The sequence below is a fragment of the Yersinia sp. IP36721 genome, from assembly GCF_003634395.1.
GTDB classification, from domain to species: domain Bacteria; phylum Pseudomonadota; class Gammaproteobacteria; order Enterobacterales; family Enterobacteriaceae; genus Yersinia; species Yersinia entomophaga.
Genome location: NZ_QCZL01000002.1, coordinates 331,934 through 347,904, shown reverse-complemented (window position 1 = coordinate 347,904; position 15,971 = coordinate 331,934). Strand labels below are relative to the sequence as shown.

The window sequence follows — 15,971 nt, the reverse complement described above, 5'->3', positions numbered from 1 at the left end:
GCCGCAACTGTGTTATCTTAACGGCTGTTTATTTTGGTGCGGAGCCCTTTATGCCATCCCTTCGTTTATTCATTTCTGATTCCTATGATCCTTGGTTTAATCTGGCTGTAGAGGACTGTATTTTCCGCCAAATGTCGCCGGATCAGCGGGTACTTTTTCTCTGGCGAAACGATAATACCATTGTCATTGGTCGCGCTCAGAATCCGTGGAAAGAGTGTAATACGCGGCGTATGGCTGAAGACGGTATTAAACTGGCGCGTCGCAGCAGCGGCGGTGGGGCGGTATTCCACGATTTGGGCAACACCTGCTTTACCTTTATGGCAGGCAAACCTGAATACGATAAAACGGTTTCCACTCAAATTATTCTTAATGCCCTCAAGACATTGGGGATCGACGCCACGGCTTCTGGTCGTAATGATCTGGTCGTTGTCACGGAAGGTGGCGAGCGTAAAGTTTCTGGCTCTGCTTATCGGGAAACCAAAGATCGCGGCTTCCATCATGGTACCTTATTGATAAACGCCAATTTAGGGCGTCTGGTTGATTATCTTAATCCCGATCCTAAGAAACTACAGGCGAAAGGCATTGCCTCGGTTCGGTCGCGGGTCGCCAATCTGGTCGAGCTGATACCGGGTATCGATCATGAGCAGATTTGCAGAGCCATAGAGCAATCCTACTTTGATTACTACGACGAACGGGCGCAGGCAGAAATTATTTCTCCACTAGCCTTGCCGGATTTACCCGGCTTTAGCGAGCAGTTTGCCCGCCAAAGTAGCTGGGAATGGAATTTTGGCCAGGCGCCAGCCTTTAATCATCAAATGGACACTCGTTTTCAGTGGGGCGGTGTTGAAGTGCATTTAGATGTATTGCGAGGTTCTATCGAACGCAGCCAAGTATTTACCGATAGCCTGAATCCAACCCCGCTGGAAACATTGGCCGAACGGTTACCGGGTGTAGCTTATCGTCCTGAAGCGGTGGACGCCCTATGTCAGACGCTGATCGCTGATTTCCCTGATTCACAGGCTGAATTAGTTGAACTACGCCGTTGGCTGGTTGAGGAACTGATGTAATGCCGGATTTTGATAACAGCTATGGCCGGGCGTTGCCCGGATTTTATACCCGTTTGCGGCCAACGCCGTTAAAAGGCGCGCGTTTGCTGTATCACAGCGCATCGCTGGCAGCAGAACTTGAGCTGGATGACAGTTGGTTCTCCGGTGATAAAGCCAAGGTTTGGGCCGGGGAACAATTGCTGCCGGGAATGGATCCGCTGGCTCAGGTATATAGCGGTCATCAGTTCGGCGTATGGGCGGGACAACTGGGTGATGGTCGGGGGATTTTGCTCGGTGAACAGCAACTGAGCGATGGTCGTCAGCTGGATTGGCACCTGAAAGGCGCGGGGCTGACGCCTTATTCGCGCATGGGAGATGGGCGGGCGGTGTTGCGCTCGGTAGTGCGTGAGTTTCTGGCCTCTGAAGCGCTGCATCATTTAGGGATTGCCAGCAGTCGTGCACTAACCATTGTGACCAGCGAGAATCCGGTATTCCGTGAGCAGCCTGAGCGCGGTGCGATGTTGTTGCGAGTGGCGGAAAGTCATGTTCGTTTCGGTCATTTCGAACATTTCTATTATCGCCAGCAGCCAGTACAGGTTAAACAATTGGCTGATTACGTCATTGCCCGCCATTGGCCGAATTTAGCTGACGAAGCCAGGCCTTATCTGGCTTGGTTCACCGACGTGGTAGAGCGCACGGCGAGAATGATTGCGTCCTGGCAAACGGTAGGTTTTGCTCACGGTGTAATGAATACCGACAATATGTCAATTCTTGGTATCACCATGGATTATGGCCCGTTCGGTTTTCTGGATGATTACCAGCCGGACTATATTTGTAATCATACCGACCATCAGGGACGCTATGCTTTTGATAACCAACCGGCGGTGGCCTACTGGAATTTACATCGTTTGGGGCAGTCTCTATCCGGATTACTGATGGCGGAAGAGCTACAGCAGGCGTTGGATGCCTACGAACCGGCGTTGATGGCGGCCTACGGGCAGCAAATGCGCGCCAAACTGGGTTTTTTCACTACCGATAAACAGGATAACGATTTGTTGACTGGTTTATTGAGTCTGATGATGAAAGAAAAACAGGATTACACCCGTACGTTCCGTCGCCTCAGTGAAACGGAGCAATCTTCCGCTCATTCGCCACTGCGGGATGACTTTGTCGATCGGGATGCCTTTGATAAATGGTATTCGCAATATCGGACGCGGCTACAGCAAGAAACTATTGATGACGCTCAACGGCAGCAGGCGATGAAGTCAGTGAATCCTAAGCTGATCTTACGTAATTATCTGGCTCAGCAAGCGATTGAGCTGGCAGAAAATGACGATATCAGCGCGTTGCACAGGCTGCATTTGGCGTTGCAACAGCCATTTGCTGATAATGCCGAATATGACGATCTGGCCGCTTTGCCGCCAGATTGGGGAAAGCATCTGGAGATATCCTGCTCCAGCTAGAAGAACCGCGAATATGGATATTTCAAATATGGCCGGTTGAGAGTCGAACGGAGGACAAAGTGGCAGCGCTTAGCCTCCGTTTTTTTATGCCTGTTTATCTGCAACGCGGCGGTTACACCGTTACCCGTTTGGTTTTAACCGTTAAGTTTTAATTCGTTACCCCTTGAACGTGTGGTAAAAATCATCTGAACACATACGGGGAATGGTGTTGGCTTGCGAATATCTAAGCTAACCTGCGCAGTATGAGTTTCTGAAAATCATATGCGCAGGTTAGATAACGGGAAGGGGATTACTGTCGCAAATAAACCTGTGGCAACTGATTTTCAGGATGACTGTACACGCCTAAATCCGCCTGATACCAACGGGTTAGTATGTCAGTATGCAGGACGTCCTGCGGCGTACCTGCGGCGACCAATCGGCCTTGATGCAGCAGCAAAATTCGATCGGCATACAGCGCAGCCAAATTGAGATCATGCAGGACACAACATACCGACAACGGTTGTTCCTGCGTGAGCTGCCGCAACAAACGCAAACTGTGTTGCTGGTGGTGTAAATCCAGCGCCGAGGTAGGTTCATCGAGGAACAAACAGCGGGGTGATGGCGCGCGTTGCCAGAGCTGGGCCAGCACGCGCGCTAGCTGAACGCGCTGCTGTTCACCGCCGGAAAGCTGGCGATAATCGCGTTTAGCCAGGCTGGTACAGCCGGTTTGTTCCATAACCTGTTGTACTGCCTCGTGCTCCTGTAGTTTTCCGTGGGGCGTCCGCCCCATCGTCACCACTTCTTCTACGCTAAACGGGAATTTCAGGTCGCTGTATTGGCGCATCACTGCCCGGGTTTTAGCCAATTGCTGCTGTGGCCAACTGGCCAGCGATTTGCCTAACATATGGCAATCGCCGCTGCTGGCGGGTAAATAGCCGGTGAGCAATCGCATCAGCGTGGACTTGCCCGCCCCGTTAGGGCCGATAATGGCGACCATTTCGCCGCTGCGAATCTGTAATGACACGTCTTGAATGAGCTGACGTCCACCTAAAGAGAAACACAGACTTTGCGCATCCAGTAATAGCGGTTGATTCGAATGAGATGAGTACGCTGAATTATCCACGGGCGCGCTCCGGTTGACGTAATACCAGCCACAAGAAGTAAGGGCCGCCGATCAGGCTGGTAATCAACCCTACCGGCATTTCCGCAGGCGCAACCAGAGTGCGGGCGATAGTATCGGCGGTCAGCAGCAGACAGGCTCCGCCCAAGGCCGCACCGGGAAGCAGCCAGCGATGATCGGCACCTAAACGCATCCGAATCAGATGAGGGATCACCAGACCGATAAAGCCAATTACGCCGCTCAAAGCCACGGCGGCGCCTACCAGTAATGCGCTGAGGAGTAACAGCAATAGCTTAGTGCGATTAACGTTAACGCCAAGATAATGCGCCTCTTCGTCACCTAATTGCAGCAAATTGAGTTTGCGCGCCTGGAATAGCGTGGCAGCGCAGGCTGGCAGCACTAACGAAGCGGCGATCAGCAAGGTTGGCCATTGAACCTGACTCAGGCTGCCCATCATCCATAGGGTAAATTGACGCAACTGTTGATCGCTGCTGAGATAGCTGAGAACCCCAATTGCCGCCATGCACAACGCGTTAATGGCGATACCGGCCAACAGCAATCGGGACAGATTGCCGTGGCCAAAGCGGCTGAGGGAGAAAATCAGCAGCGAAATTAGCACACTGCCGATAAACGCGGCGATAATATGCCCGTAAAAAGCCAGTACGCTGGGAATACTGAAAGGCAGAACGATAACCATAGCGACGAACAACGCCGCGCCGCTGCTGATGCCCAGTAACCCGGGATCGGCCAGCGGGTTGCGGAACAAACCTTGCATCACTGCGCCTGAGGTTGCCAGCGCACAACCCACCACGATAGCCAACAGTACGCGAGGCAAGCGAATATTCAGCCAAATCTGCCAAGAGGCGTCGTCCAGCGAGCTGTTCCACAGCGTGTGAAACGACAGCGTTAAAGCCCCCATATTGGCGGAACCCAGAGCCAGTAGAACCAATAGCGTCAGCAGGCCGCCCAGCGCATAACCGGGTGGCAAGTATCGTCTCATTTACTCTGCTCCGCCGCCGCGCGTATCTTGAGCAGCACATTAGGCGTTTCCAGGCCAAAGCCCAGCAGCGCCATATCATCTAGAATCAACACACGCTTGTGTTTACCGGCAGGCGTTAAGGACAGGCCGGGAAGCCGCCAGACTTTATCGAGGCCGCCGAGGGATTTCACGCCATCGGTGGTCAGTAATAGTAAATCCGGTGCGCTGGCGATCACGCCTTCCTGCGACAGCGGGCGATAGCGGTTAAAACCCTGCATGGCATTTTGCGCACCCGCAGCGCGAATCATCGCGTCCGCAGCGGTCTGCTGGCCAGCGGCCATAGGCGCAACGCCACCGTGGCTCATCACAAACAGCATTTTGACCGGCAGGGCGGTAGTGTTAACCGAGGCCAGTTTTTGCAGATAAGTTTGGCTAAGCTGCTGGCCTTTATCTGCCTGATTGACCGCAGTGGCGATCAGGGCAATTTTTTCCGGTACGGCTTCTGGCGTGGTATCACCGGGAATGGTGACCACTTTCACGCCGCTGTCGGTCAACTGTTTAAGCACCAGAGAGGGTTCAGCCAGTTCGCTGGCAAGCACCAGCGTTGGCTGCATCGCCAGAATCCCTTCGGCATTGAGTTGGCGCATATAACCTACGTCCGGTAGGCTGCGAATGGCTACTGGGGTCAGGCTGGTACTGTCGCGGGCGACCATTTTTGAACCTACGCCCAAGGCGTAGGTAATTTCAGAGACATCGCCACCGATGGTAACGATGCGGTCGGCCGCGACACTGGTCAGTGGCAGCGCCAATGTTAATGTCAGAAGCCAGTTTTTCATGCGGCGATGTCCTTGGTTGCCACTGCGGCAATCTGCTCGCGCCATTGGTTCTGCTCTGGCTGACCTTCGCTGCGCTGACCAAATAATTGCGCAATTTGGGTGCCATCTACGGCGAACAGTTCAAGACTGGTAACGAAACCGTCTTTAGTCGGTTTTCGCGTTACCCAGCTTTCGGCAATAGTGCTGGCAATCAAATGCAGGGTGAAGCGACGGTTGTAAACGTTAATCCATTCTTGGAAAGGCGCTTCTTTCTCAATGTGTGGCATGACACGTTCAATCTGACCGGTGAAGATCTGCACGCAGCCGCCGTTGCCGACAAAGATCATGATTTCATTTTGTTGTTCTTTAGCCGCGTTCAGGATTTGCTCCAGCGCACTGTTATCTACCTGATAAGCCAAATCGTCGCCGACGGCGCGGAAAGCCTGCTGGCGCGTCAGGTTGTTACGTTTCAGCAACTGGAAGAACTGGTGAATGTCGGTCATTGCCCGCCATTCCTGATCGATTTGCTGATGATTGTCATTCGGTGTCACTTCAGCGGAGTCAGCCTTAGGCTGAATAACGATCTCCGGGTTGTTAGCGGTGCCGTATTTCTCGACCAAAGCATGCCATGCAGCCATGTCGGTCTCATCAGTGTTATACACTTTATGAACCGCATTACCTTGCAGATCAAAGAACTGGAAGCTAAAGCGTTCGCCGTGCTTCGTCGCTTCACGCAGAGCGAAAACGGTATCCCATTGGCCGAGGAACAGACGCAGATCCAGCTCACGCGGATTCAGGATCAAACCGGCGTGGCCGTTCAGGCTCTGATTCTGGTAACGACCCATTTGCTCGTGTACCGCGTAGCTATTGCGAGTAATAGATTTGGTCACGCCAACCGCTTCCAGTTCGGTCAGCAGAGTCCGAGCATCCACCTTCAGGCGCTCTGCACCGTGGCCTACGCGAGCGTGGGTCAATTCCGCTTCGCTGATACCAAGGATCTCTGCCAGATCGCGTGCAAATTTGCCTGGATTGTCGAGTTTAGCTTGCTCATATTGGGTAAACAGTATTGCTGACATTCATTCTCTCCTGTTGAGAAATACCTGAGCCAGAATCGAGTCTGGCTCAGGTAATTTAGACGGGGTAATTCATACCTGGGTATGAATTACCATTGATAGCTAACGAACAGTTTGGCGTTGCGGCCATCCTGCGGAATACCTTGTGGTGAGTAATACTCTTTATCGAAGGCGTTACCCAGCACGGCGGTGGTCGTCACCCCTTTGAACTGATCGCGGCCTTTATAGCTAATGTAGAAATCATTGACGCCGTAACCGGCTTGCTGTTTGGTGTTGCGGGTCACGATATTGTTACGTTCAACCATAGTGGCGACCCAACCCGCAGAGAAGCCTGTCGAGGCAATCGGGATATCCAATGCGCTGGTGACGGTGTCTGGATTGGTGCTGTCGAGGAATCCGCCGGTATCCATATTTTTGCCACGGGTACGGTTATAGGCCAGATTCCAGTTAAACCAATCGGTTTGGTAATCCATAGTGGCATCCCAACCCCATATTTTGGCGCGGTGAATATTAATAGAGGTGGTCGTGAGGTTATCGACTTTCATCTCAATTTTATCTTTGGCCTGCGTATCAAAATAGCTGGCCTTGAATTTCAGGCTGTCGTTCTCGGCTAATACGCCATCAAAGTTCAGGCCAAAACCGAACTCCTGCGTAGCATTGCTTTCGGGGCGCAGATTCGGATTGGGTTTCCAATAGTTATTAAATGGCCCCATCGAGAAGTGTTTGGAATCATTATATATTTCGCCCATTGTAGGAGCGCGAAAGGCTTGGGCATAAGAGCCGAAAACCATCAGCCAGTCGGTTGGGTTTACGGTGACAGCACCGCGCGACGACCATTTATCTGCGTCAACATCGGCATTGCTTTGGCTGCTGGCACTGTAGCTGTCGAAACGCGTACCCGCCAGCACGGTCACCGGCAGATCGCGTAGAGTAATTTCGTCCTGCGCCCAGCCGGAAGCAAAGTTGATTTTAGCCTGCGGGAAGCTGGTGGTGACGCCGCTAGGCGTTTGTTCCTGACGATAGGCTTCGGTGCCGTAGGTCAACAGGTGCGATGCAGCGCTGTCAGCGAACAGGCGAGTGCGATTTTCCAGTTTCGCGCCGTGGGTTTTCTGCTCGCGGCCTTCAAAGCCGGTGCCCCTGGTGGTGGTATCAATATTGACATCGGAGTAGTAGGCCGTTGCCGTGGCGTCCAGCCAATTCTGACCCTGCGGATGCAGCTTATAGCTCAACTGTGCATCGCGCTGAATGGTCGAGCGGTCGGTCATCAGGTTACCGGCGGAAGCGGCGGGCGTTTGGGGATTCTTTGGCTCCCGGGCGCGGTTATTGTAATAGCGCAGGTTGGTGCTCAGAGACTGGTTATCATCGATGATCCAGGTGCCTTTTGCCAGAACGTTACTAATCGCTTCGTCATTGGGCGCGCTGAAACCATTACTTTGGCGAAGATTACCTACGTCGCGAGTGCCAAAGGAAATCAAACCGTCCAAATCATCGGTTTTACCGAAGGCAGAAGCCCCCATGCCCAAGCTGTGATCACCGGTGGCACCTAAGCCAAATACGCGGTAACCGCTACTGTGACCCGGCTCCAGCAGATCGGCGGCATCAACGGTTTGATAGGAGATTACGCCACCCAATGCGCCGCTGCCGTATAGCATGGCCGCTGGGCCACGCACGATTTCAATCTGTTTGACCAGCATAGGATCGAGGAAGGTGCTATTGATATGGCCGGTGTCGGTGCCTTGACGGATGCCGTCGACCAGTGTCAATACGCCGTTACGGTTATAGCCGCGCAGGCTGACGTCCTGACCGTTAGTACGTCCCGTGCCTGAAATCAGGATGCCTGGCACGCGACGCAGCATATCGGCTGAGGTGCTGGCCGTCTGGCTGAGCGGCGAATCCCCTTCGATAACCGTCACCATCATCGGTGCGTCAAAGCTACTGCGCGGGTTACCCGTGGCGACAACGGTCATGGTTTCACTGGAATGGACCGCTTTTTTCTTGGCTGTTTCTGTTGTGGCAGCGGATTCGCTCGGTGCGGTAGGCGCGGCGTAGGCCAGCGAAGGAATGGCGCAGGCGATAGCCAAACTCAGCGATGACGCACGGAACAACGTAGATGAAGCACGAGACATCTGGCAATTCTCCATATGTAGTTAAACATAATCATTAGATTGCTGGCTGCCTCGATCGAACGATCTGGGTGGCTCGCGAAAAAGTATCTCAAGGAGCAGTTATTATTTGGTCAATATCAGCTTGCCGGATTTGGTCTGCCGCAGCTGATAAAATTGTCCTTGATGGTTGATGATGACGAGTCCATGTCTACCAAGCAGTTGCTCGCTATTGATGCAAGCAGGTTGCTCCACCAGCGGGAGAGAATCTTCTGCTCCGCTAGCCGTTGCAGGGTACAAATCGCTGTAAGTAGGGTTATTCATTAGATGCAAACGGAAATGGTTATCAATTTGATAATCATTATCATGTGAATGGGAGGTTACATCAAGCAAAATATTGCCTTGGACAACTTTTTTGATTTCCTGCTGTCTCTGGTCTATCTCATTAATTACAAAAAGAAAAAATTATATACAAAATAACGCTTCTGATGCAAAAGACGAGGCGACAGCCGAATAGCCCAATTTATTTAACAATTGGGGTTATTATTTCATGTAAAAGTCAGCGCTGAAGCCTGAGGGAATTCAGAAAAAATCAACCAGTTCAGATGCCTGATGACATCTGAGCTGGCTAAATTTGAAGCATTAATGATTAACGCGGATTGTCGGTTGGGGCAGGTTAGAAACGGGTATTCACGGCGTCATTCAGAATTGCTAATAAATGTTCGGTATCGACCCAGTTCAGGCAAGGATCGGTGATGGATTGGCCGTAGGTTAACGGCTGTCCGGCCACGATTTTTTGCGTGCCCTCGACCAGGAAACTCTCCGCCATCACACCCACGATTGCCGTAGAACCGGCGCGAATTTGCTGACCGATGTCTTCGGCGACTTCCAACTGGCGACGATGCATTTTCTGGCAATTACCGTGGCTGAAATCGACCACCAAATGCTCGGGTAAATCGAATTCACGCAGGCTATCACAGGCAGCGGCAATGTCCGTAGCGCCATAATTAGGTTGTTTACCGCCGCGCATAATAATGTGGCCGTAAGGGTTACCGCTGGTTTGGTAGATGGTCATCTGGCCGGTTTTATCCGGCGACAGGAACATATGACCGGCCCGAGCCGCACGAATGGCGTCAATAGCGATACGGGTGTTGCCATCGGTGCCGTTTTTAAAGCCAACCGGACAGGACAACGCCGACGCCATTTCACGGTGGATCTGACTTTCCGTGGTGCGAGCGCCGATGGCACCCCAGCTAATTAAATCGGCAATATATTGCCCGGTCACCATATCCAGAAACTCGGTGGCCGTTGGTAATCCCAGTTCATTCACGCTCAGCAACAGCTTACGTGCCAATTCTATGCCAAGATTGACCTGACAGGAGCCATCTAGCGTCGGATCGGAGATCAAACCTTTCCAGCCCACCACGGTGCGAGGTTTTTCGAAATAGGTACGCATCACGATTTCCAGTCGATCTGCATAGCGTTCCCGCAGCACATTCAGGCGAGTAGCATAATCAATGGCAGCATCCAGATCGTGAATAGAGCAGGGGCCGACCACCACTAATAGACGAGGATCTTCACCGGTCAGGATTTTTTCAATGCGCTTACGTGACGCGGTCACGTTATTGGCTACGCCGGAAGAGATAGGCAACTTATCCGCCAACTGTTGTGGCGTGATCAGGCTATCGATGCGCGCGGTCCGCAGTTCATCTGTTTTATGCATGGATATTCTCTAAAAATGTTCTTCTCTGCGGCAGGAATACCGGGAAGTGATGGCGATCACAATAAACCAAAACCAGACGAATTCAACCGCCGCAGAGGAGATTAATAGAATTTATATCGAATTCGGTATATTCAATCATTTATATGAATGCAGCCTTAAAACATCCGGCGACTCATTCCTAAAATATCCAGGATTTTGGTCGATATCTCTTCAACGGAATAATTGGTGGAATTTAGATAGCGGATTTGATTCTTGCGAAACAGCGCCTCGACTTCGCCGACTTCCATACGACACTGTCGTAAAGAGGCATAACGACTGTTTTCCCGCCGCTCTTCACGAATTGCTGCCAGCCGCTCGGGGTTTATGGTTAAACCGAACAGTTTGTGCTGAAAGGGTTTAAGCGCCGCAGGTAACTGCAGATTATCCATATCATCGGCAATAAAAGGGTAGTTGGCGGCACGAATGCCAAATTGCATCGCCAGATACAGACTGGTGGGCGTTTTACCGCAACGAGATACGCCCAGCAAAATCACCTGCGCCTGATCCAGATTGCGCAACGAAATGCCGTCATCATGAGCCAGCGCATAATCGATAGCGGCGATACGGGCGTCGTATTTTCCCAAATTGCTTTCGGTCAGGCCGTGGGTGCGGTTGAGCACCGGCTGAGGCGCAACGCCCAGTTCGTCCTGGAGTGGCGCAACCAGCGACTGGACGATGTCCTGACAGAATCCCTCACTGCGTTGGATTATCTCGCGGACTTCCGACGAAATAATCGAATAGAACACCAGCGGGCGGACGCCGGTAGACTGATAAATCTCATTTATCTGCTGGCAAACCGCTTCAGCACGGGCGGCGCTTTCGACAAAAGGTAAGGTAAAGGTCGTGGCATCAACCGGAAACTGCGATAGCACGGCGTGCCCCAAGACTTCCGCCGTAATGGCGGTACCGTCTGAAATATAAAAAACGCTTCTTTCCACCCTGACTCCTTTAAGCCACTGCCCGAATAATCATCTGTGATCTGTCTGATAGTGTGCCTTATTCCCGTTTTGGGTAAAGCTTTTGCCGCAGAATTGCCCTTAAAAAATTTTTTTGTGTTGGGTTGATCGATTCACCTGTCCATAGCTAACGGAGCATTGTGCTAGTCTGATCCCTGCTGTTTAACAGCAAAGATAACTTTTATTCGTACCCTACTGAATGTAAAAGGATTGTTTAGATGTCGAACAATGGCCGAACCCTGCGTAATGTGCTTTGGTACAACCAGCTTGGTATGCACGATGTTGACCGTGTGGGCGGTAAGAATGCCTCCCTGGGTGAAATGATAACCAATCTTTCTGAACTGGGCGTTTCTGTTCCCAACGGATTTGCCACCACGGCCGAGGCGTTTAACGACTTTCTCGAGCAAAGTGGCGTTAACCAACGTATTTATGAGCTGCTGGATAACACCGACGTTGATGATATCGCGCAGTTGGCTAACGCCGGTGCCCAGATTCGTCAATGGGTGATTGATACGCCGTTCCATCCTGAGTTTGAACAAGCTATTCATGAAGCTTATCAACAGCTTGCCGACGGCGAGCCGGAAGCCTCCTTTGCCGTGCGCTCCTCGGCGACGGCGGAAGACATGCCCGATGCGTCCTTTGCGGGTCAACAAGAAACCTTCCTCAACGTTCAGGGTATCGATGCGGTGATGGTGGCGATTAAACATGTGTTTGCCTCCCTGTTTAATGACCGCGCCATCTCCTACCGGGTGCATCAGGGTTACGATCATCGCGGCGTGGCGCTGTCTGCCGGCGTTCAGCGGATGGTGCGCTCCGATCTGGCCTCGTCCGGCGTGATGTTCACCATCGATACCGAATCCGGTTTTGATCAGGTGGTATTTATCACCGCCGCCCACGGTTTGGGTGAGATGGTGGTGCAGGGCGCGGTTAATCCTGATGAATTCTACGTTCACAAACCTACGCTGCGTAATGGCAAACCGGCCATTGTTCGTCGCAATATGGGTTCGAAAAAAATTCGTATGGTGTATGCCGATAGCCAAGAACACGGCAAACAGGTGTGTATTGAAGATGTACCAGAAGATCTGCGCAATCGTTTCGCTTTGACCGATAAAGAAGTCGAATCCTTGGCTCATCAGGCTTTACTGATTGAGCAGCATTATGGTCGCCCGATGGATATCGAGTGGGCCAAAGACGGTCACACCGGCAAGCTGTTTATCGTACAGGCGCGTCCGGAAACCGTTCGTTCCAATGAACAAGTGATGGAACGCTACCTGTTGAACAACCAGAGCGAAGTGCTGGTTGAAGGGCGAGCTATCGGTCACCGAATCGGTTCAGGTCCGGTCAAAGTCATTCATGATATTAGCGAGATGGATCGCATTCAGCCCGGTGATGTTCTGGTGACAGATATGACCGATCCTGATTGGGAACCTATCATGAAAAAGGCGTCGGCCATTGTCACCAACCGCGGGGGGCGAACTTGTCATGCAGCGATTATTGCCCGTGAACTGGGGATTCCTGCGGTTGTGGGTTGTGGGGATGCCACCGATCGTCTGCGTGAAGGCCAGAAGGTGACCGTATCCTGCGCCGAAGGGGATACCGGCTTTGTCTATCAGGATCTACTGGACTTTTCAGTGCAAAGCTCCGAAGTGACCGAACTGCCTGAGTTACCGTTAAAAATCATGATGAACGTCGGTAATCCTGATCGTGCTTTTGACTTCGCCCGTTTGCCAAACGAAGGGGTTGGTCTGGCGCGTCTGGAGTTTATTATCAACCGCATGATAGGCGTGCACCCAAGGGCGCTGCTGGAATTTGATAAGCAGGAACCGGCGTTGCAGGCTGAAATTAAAGCGCTGATGCACGGCTACGACGATCCGGTTGAGTTTTACGTCGGCCGCCTGACCGAAGGCATTTCGACGTTGGGTGCGGCTTTCTGGCCAAAACGCGTGATCGTGCGTCTGTCTGACTTCAAATCCAACGAATACGCCAATCTGGTGGGCGGCGCGGCCTACGAACCTCATGAAGAGAACCCGATGCTGGGCTTCCGCGGTGCCGGTCGTTACGTGGCCGATAGCTTCCGTGATTGTTTCGCCTTGGAATGTGAAGCTGTCAAACGTGTGCGTAACGAAATGGGGTTAACCAACGTTGAAATCATGGTGCCATTCGTGCGTACCGTGGCGCAGGCGGAGGCGGTGGTAGCCGAACTGGCTAAGCAAGGGCTGAAACGTGGTGAGAATGGCCTGAAAGTCATTATGATGTGTGAAATCCCCTCGAACGCATTATTGGCCGATCAATTCCTCCAACATTTCGACGGATTCTCCATTGGTTCGAACGATATGACGCAGCTGACGTTGGGGCTGGATCGTGATTCCGGCGTGGTATCTGAGCTGTTTGATGAGCGCAACGAGGCGGTGAAAGCCTTGCTGTCGATGGCGATTCAGGCGGCAAAACGGCAGGGTAAATACGTCGGGATTTGTGGGCAGGGCCCGTCAGATCACGCCGATTTTGCTCTGTGGCTGATGGAGCAGGGCATTGATAGTCTGTCTCTGAACCCGGATACCGTAGTGCAAACCTGGATGGATTTGGGGCAGGTTAAACCTGTAACCCATTAATATCTAAGGTACGTCATTCTTTGAAGATCCGTAGCTTAGGCTGCGGATTTTTTTCTGGAATTTTATAACCTTTAGAAACTGTTTTTGATTGGGAATATAAGGGTGATAGGCAATAATTCATTATTTGGCGCGGAAGACAAAAAAAAGCCCATCATAGGAGATAGGCAAAGACTACACACAGCAATTAGGGTATTCGGTGCTGATATTGCGATGAAGCAATAATCTACTGATTTATTTAAACATCTCAAATGAGTTGTCGATTAATAATAATCTTAAATAAAATAAGTTAGATAGTCATTAAGAATCATCCTAATAAAAACGGTTGTTTATCAGTGACTAAATGAAAGAGTGTGGGCGGTTTTATAGTGAATAACAATGCTGTTTTAATAAACTTGAGTTTCTTAACGTGAAAAAAGAATGGAGAGTGTTGAACCTAAAGCTTTATCTATTATTTGGGCAAGGAGGGAATGAGAAAATAATGGCTCGCCAGTATTACCAACGAGCCATTGTGCTATTAGAGTTCATCTAAGTGTTTAGCGACTTCGGCGACATCTTCTACCGGCTCAGGCGCTTCATGAATCCAGGCGCTCACCAGGCGATATGAGACGGCCAGAACCACCGGGCCAATAAACAGGCCAATCATGCCGAAGGAGAGCAAACCGCCGATAACGCCAGACAGAATCAGGATCATAGGCAGGTCTGCGCCCATACGGATCAGCACTGGCCGCAGCACGCCGTCTAGCGTTCCGACTACGCAGCTCCAGACCAATAGCAGAGTGCCAAAAGTATTGTCCCCGCTCCAGTACAGCCAGATAACCGCCGGAACCAGTACGAGTAAGGGGCCAAGTTGCGCGACGCAGCAAACAAACATCACTACCGTCAATAACATCGCGTAGGGGATGCCGGCGATAGCCAGTCCAATTCCGCCCAGAATCCCTTGCACCAGCGCGGTAACAACCACGCCCAACGCTACGGCCCGAATGGCTTGCGCCGCCAGTATGACGGCAGCATCGCCGCGTTTATCTGCCAGACGAACGGCAAAATGGCGAATCCCCAGTGCGACGTTTTCACCGTGGAAATACAGCAGGATACTGAATAACACCATTAGAGTCAGATGCAGCAGGAAGCGGCCAACGTGAGCGGCCTGAGCCACAAACCAGGTGGCGGTTTCCCCCACGTAAGGCTGAACTTTCGCCATTAGCGCATTGCCGCCGCCGGCTATCAGGGTATGCCAGCTGCTGTAGAGTTTGTTACCGAGCATCGGAACAGATTTTAGCCATGCCATTTCCGGTATCTGTAAATTCGCCGGACTGCTGGCCCATTTAATTAACGGAGCGCTATTTTCCAAAACGCTACTGACCAACAGCGCAATTGGGATAACGAACAGCAGAATTAACAGCAGTGTCATAATGACAACGGCTAATGAGCGCCGTCCCCAAAGTAACCCCTGCAAACGAATCAATAAAGGCCAGGTAGCAATAACCACCATTCCCGCCCAGGCGAACCCCAAAATAAAGGGTTGAACCACCCAGAAGCTGGCAATGATCATTATCAAAATGAATATCACGCCAAATATGAGTTTGGGTAAGTCGTAACGATGTTGTTGCGGGTAATTCATCGGTGAGTTCTCGTTTCGATAAGTAGGGCAAGGTCGCCGTATTCGGACTGACTGTCTAATCATGGTGTATTTTTGCGTAATTTAACAGATTCATAGCATTTTTACTGACGGAGCTGAGTAATAAAAGCACGCTTATTTTGTGAGGTAGATTCATTCGCGAATCATTTGGTTCGGGGAATAGCCGGTGTTACAGCGATGTCGTTCTATTGAGAGAAATATCACAGAGGTATCGCGTTATAGAGAGAGAATGCCGCAGAGCTAGACTCGACGCTAATGGCACCAGCGGCGCGGAATGGTTTACATCTTCTTATGCCAACCCCGTATGCCAACCCCGTATTCGTGTTTTACAACGCCGGTTTTACCGCGACGTTTGCTGCCTGAAAGTTTCTGACGTGGGCTTTTTTACACTCTATGCGAGTTGATCTGTTCGTTGGCAGGGCAATATAAAA

General features: G+C 51.5%; 12 protein-coding genes and 1 other RNA gene. 3 read left to right on the top strand and 10 right to left on the bottom strand.

Features of this window, described 5'->3' with window-relative positions; translation table 11 throughout:
• The first annotated feature begins 50 nt into the window (after positions 1-50).
• Together DBA33_RS03645 and DBA33_RS03640 are read left to right on the top strand one after the other, a co-directional pair.
• Positions 51-1,067 (top strand): lipoate--protein ligase A, encoded by a 1,017-nt coding sequence (locus tag DBA33_RS03645; RefSeq protein ID WP_064514014.1) that lies wholly within the window; start codon positions 51-53, stop codon positions 1,065-1,067.
• Positions 1,067-2,509: a protein adenylyltransferase SelO gene (locus tag DBA33_RS03640; RefSeq protein ID WP_120805567.1), complete on the top strand. Its 1,443-nt coding sequence runs from the start codon at positions 1,067-1,069 to the stop codon at positions 2,507-2,509. Before DBA33_RS03645 ends, DBA33_RS03640 begins: the two co-directional genes overlap by 1 nt.
• A 289-nt stretch (positions 2,510-2,798) precedes the next feature.
• Here DBA33_RS03640 and DBA33_RS03635 read toward each other — a convergent pair whose 3' ends face one another.
• The 8 genes from DBA33_RS03635 to DBA33_RS03600 form a co-directional block, all read right to left on the bottom strand.
• On the bottom strand, positions 2,799-3,611 hold the full coding sequence (locus DBA33_RS03635) for a heme ABC transporter ATP-binding protein (RefSeq protein ID WP_179207941.1): 813 nt from the start codon (positions 3,609-3,611) through the stop codon (positions 2,799-2,801).
• Positions 3,604-4,608, bottom strand: coding sequence for an iron ABC transporter permease (locus DBA33_RS03630; protein WP_064514010.1), 1,005 nt, complete (start codon positions 4,606-4,608; stop codon positions 3,604-3,606). Before DBA33_RS03630 ends, DBA33_RS03635 begins: the two co-directional genes overlap by 8 nt.
• Entirely contained in the window at positions 4,605-5,423 is an 819-nt protein-coding gene (locus DBA33_RS03625) for an ABC transporter substrate-binding protein (RefSeq protein ID WP_064514008.1), read from the bottom strand. The genes DBA33_RS03630 and DBA33_RS03625 overlap by 4 nt, the downstream gene beginning before the upstream one ends.
• Entirely contained in the window at positions 5,420-6,478 is a 1,059-nt protein-coding gene (locus tag DBA33_RS03620; protein WP_120805566.1) for a ChuX/HutX family heme-like substrate-binding protein, read from the bottom strand. Before DBA33_RS03620 ends, DBA33_RS03625 begins: the two co-directional genes overlap by 4 nt.
• Before the next feature lie 86 nt (positions 6,479-6,564).
• Positions 6,565-8,601 carry a TonB-dependent hemoglobin/transferrin/lactoferrin family receptor gene (locus DBA33_RS03615; protein WP_064514004.1) on the bottom strand — a complete coding sequence of 679 codons (2,037 nt, stop codon included), beginning with the start codon at positions 8,599-8,601 and terminating at the stop codon, positions 6,565-6,567.
• 102 nt (positions 8,602-8,703) lie between these two features.
• A complete protein-coding gene (locus DBA33_RS03610; protein WP_120805601.1) occupies positions 8,704-8,901 on the bottom strand; it encodes a hemin uptake protein HemP in 198 nt (65 codons plus the stop codon).
• Between the two features lie 352 nt (positions 8,902-9,253).
• Positions 9,254-10,300 (bottom strand): 3-deoxy-7-phosphoheptulonate synthase, encoded by a 1,047-nt coding sequence (locus DBA33_RS03605; RefSeq protein WP_064514002.1) that lies wholly within the window; start codon positions 10,298-10,300, stop codon positions 9,254-9,256.
• A 155-nt stretch (positions 10,301-10,455) separates the two neighbouring features.
• On the bottom strand, positions 10,456-11,277 hold the full coding sequence (locus DBA33_RS03600; protein ID WP_064514000.1) for a pyruvate, water dikinase regulatory protein: 822 nt from the start codon (positions 11,275-11,277) through the stop codon (positions 10,456-10,458).
• A gap of 236 nt (positions 11,278-11,513) precedes the next feature.
• Here DBA33_RS03600 and ppsA point away from each other — a divergent pair, with 236 nt between their 5' ends.
• Positions 11,514-13,904: a phosphoenolpyruvate synthase gene (gene ppsA, locus DBA33_RS03595; protein ID WP_064513998.1), complete on the top strand. Its 2,391-nt coding sequence runs from the start codon at positions 11,514-11,516 to the stop codon at positions 13,902-13,904.
• 136 nt (positions 13,905-14,040) lie between these two features.
• Here the strand turns inward: ppsA and rprA are convergent.
• Together rprA and ydiK are read right to left on the bottom strand one after the other, a co-directional pair.
• Positions 14,041-14,145: antisense sRNA RprA (gene rprA / locus DBA33_RS03590), an RNA gene on the bottom strand.
• A gap of 273 nt (positions 14,146-14,418) precedes the next feature.
• A complete protein-coding gene (gene ydiK / locus DBA33_RS03585; protein WP_064513996.1) occupies positions 14,419-15,522 on the bottom strand; it encodes an AI-2E family transporter YdiK in 1,104 nt (367 codons plus the stop codon).
• Positions 15,523-15,971 lie beyond the last annotated feature (449 nt).

Excerpts from the sequence above, each read along its gene's own strand:
- DBA33_RS03605 (WP_064514002.1), bottom strand. The coding sequence starts at position 10,300 with ATGCATAAAACAGATGAACTGCGGACCGCGCGCATCGATAGCCTGATC.
- DBA33_RS03625 (WP_064514008.1), bottom strand. The coding sequence starts at position 5,423 with ATGAAAAACTGGCTTCTGACATTAACATTGGCGCTGCCACTGACCAGT.
- DBA33_RS03610 (WP_120805601.1), bottom strand. The coding sequence starts at position 8,901 with ATGAATAACCCTACTTACAGCGATTTGTACCCTGCAACGGCTAGCGGA.
- DBA33_RS03640 (WP_120805567.1), top strand. The coding sequence starts at position 1,067 with ATGCCGGATTTTGATAACAGCTATGGCCGGGCGTTGCCCGGATTTTAT.
- DBA33_RS03630 (WP_064514010.1), bottom strand. The coding sequence starts at position 4,608 with ATGAGACGATACTTGCCACCCGGTTATGCGCTGGGCGGCCTGCTGACG.
- DBA33_RS03615 (WP_064514004.1), bottom strand. The coding sequence starts at position 8,601 with ATGTCTCGTGCTTCATCTACGTTGTTCCGTGCGTCATCGCTGAGTTTG.
- DBA33_RS03620 (WP_120805566.1), bottom strand. The coding sequence starts at position 6,478 with ATGTCAGCAATACTGTTTACCCAATATGAGCAAGCTAAACTCGACAAT.
- DBA33_RS03645 (WP_064514014.1), top strand. The coding sequence starts at position 51 with ATGCCATCCCTTCGTTTATTCATTTCTGATTCCTATGATCCTTGGTTT.
- ppsA (WP_064513998.1), top strand. The coding sequence starts at position 11,514 with ATGTCGAACAATGGCCGAACCCTGCGTAATGTGCTTTGGTACAACCAG.
- ydiK (WP_064513996.1), bottom strand. The coding sequence starts at position 15,522 with ATGAATTACCCGCAACAACATCGTTACGACTTACCCAAACTCATATTT.